This window comes from Pedobacter cryoconitis (assembly GCF_014200605.1).
Classification (GTDB): domain Bacteria; phylum Bacteroidota; class Bacteroidia; order Sphingobacteriales; family Sphingobacteriaceae; genus Pedobacter; species Pedobacter cryoconitis_B.
Genome location: NZ_JACHCE010000019.1, coordinates 1 through 2,193 on the forward strand (window position 1 = coordinate 1; position 2,193 = coordinate 2,193).

Annotated in this window: 1 protein-coding gene; it reads left to right on the plus strand. The window is 34.1% G+C overall.

What is annotated here, in order from left to right:
- Nucleotides 1-821 precede the first annotated feature (821 nt).
- Entirely contained in the window at nucleotides 822-1,406 is a 585-nt protein-coding gene (locus tag HDE68_RS26310; protein ID WP_260171875.1) for a zeta toxin family protein, read from the plus strand.
- Nucleotides 1,407-2,193: the final 787 nt, after the last annotated feature.

Here is a 2,193-nt window from a genome sequence, read left to right on the forward strand (position 1 = left end):
GTACTGCGGTAACACGTGGGAGAGTAGGTCGGTGCCAAATCTTAAAGAAAGCCTGTAGGAAACTACAGGCTTTTCTTGTTTATAGGGGTTTTTTATTGACCCTATGACAATATCCTCCATAGTTTATAGAGGTTTTTTAAATGAAGGGCCGTTTATCTGATTTTTAGTGCCCCATTGCCTGTGCTTAATCTTAGCAGATCCCGTGGTTCATACATTGATTATATCTGGTAAAAGCCTTACTTATCACCCTGGATCATAAATTTCTTAGCTGTAAGGGGGGCATGATTTATAAGAGTTGTTTAAGAAACAGATATATTCTTATTCTGACCTGATCTTAAATGATAATCTCTTTTTATCAGATAAATGACAAACCTTTTTGATCTGAATTAAATTGCCTTCTATTATTCGAATCTGCATAATTCATTCCTGAGTTTCGACCATAGTTTAGGATATAACTAAAACAGAATGAACCTTGGCTATATTCTTAATTCAAATCGGAGTAAACTATCTCATATTATAATTATCTGCTTCTCTTAAGTATATAGATTCTTTTATACTTTGCTCAATTGACCGAAGAGTTATAGCTGAAAAGCTTAAACATGTTCTCCTGATTTTGAATAGAATTCAAGGAATCCTTCCTTAATATGTCATTTCTTTTTCTCCTAAGAATAATATTCCATGGCTTTATAAAAGAGTAATAAGTCTTTGGGAGGAGTATGATAATTTCTATCTTTAATTAATGAAGCAGCTGATCCTTTATTTATGGAATGATATACAAGATACATTCTCTGTAATTCTGGTATTAGCTACTCAATCTCTTTTTGGAAAGGCTGGGTTTCTTGCCTAATCTCTATATCATATCAGGCTGTAATGGTGCAGGTAAGACAACTGCCAGTTATACGATCCTGCCAGAAATCCTGAATTGTATGGAATTTATCAATGCAGATAACATTGCTGCTGATTTATCTCCTTCTAATCCTGAAAGCGTGGCCTTTGAATCGGGAAGGATTATGCTGAAGCGTATCGATGAATTAATGGGTGCCAAGGTTGATTTTGCTTTTGAAACTACTTTGGCTAGCAGAAGTTATGTTTCCCTTGTTAAACTAGCTCAGTTGGCAGGGTACCGGGTCAGTCTGTTGTATTTTTGGCTTGGCTCTGCTGATCTTGCTGTGAAACGTGTAGCTAGCAGGGTCAGTAAAGGGGGGCATCATATTCCTGCAGATGTTATAGAACGCAGATATTATAGAGGAATTTATAATTTGCATAACCTCTATATACCGATATGTGATGAGTGGACGGTTATTGACAATATGGACCTGATACCTGAAGTGATTGCAAAATATGATTCTTTTGGTTGTACAATTTATAATCAGGGAATTTGGGATGCTATTATTACCAAATTATAGAAAGATATGATCCCTTAGCATCAGATGTATTTATCAATAAGCTATTAATACAAGACATATTTTTTGATGTTGAATTGTGATTGGATTTTTTATTAGGCTTAAGCCATCAATATCTTATTTCAATTTATTTTTTCTTCTGTTTTGTGTATTTGAGTCACATGTTCTTATTAATTGGAATAACAGGATTTAACTAATCGAAATAGGATTCATTGATCTTTTTATGATAAGATTAAAACCTGGTTTTTTGATTAAACTATAGATCATGTTCTCTGGATCACATATATCCTATCTGATTTAGGATATATTTTGAATAGCTTATGATGTGTTTTGAATGTATCGGGATATATTTTAGACTTATTAATTTGCGTTTTGAATTGTTTGAGGTATGATTTGCATGTTATCAGGATATATTTAGGAGGGATTAATTTGTGTTTTGAATCGTTTGAGGTATGATTTGCAGGGTATGCGGTGTGTTTAAGCTGCGATTTGTATAGCTCAGTTCCCGGTTTTACCTGGCTAAATGGAGGTGTGCTGTTACTTATTCTTTCGCTGTCTGAATTAACCTGGATTATTTCTTGTTGTAAATCATGTAGTTAGGTTAAGCATACAAGTAATAGTGGGATATTGTTTGGCTTGTGGTTAAATTTTCCTACATTTGCATCCCGCTTCGGAGGAAGGGAAACAGTGAAAAGGATGAGTGCTGAGGATTGAAAGGCTGTAAAGTAGGATTGTGTTTGAGCATTTTAGGAAGGGATAAAAAACTTCTAAAAATAAAAAATAAAAAGCT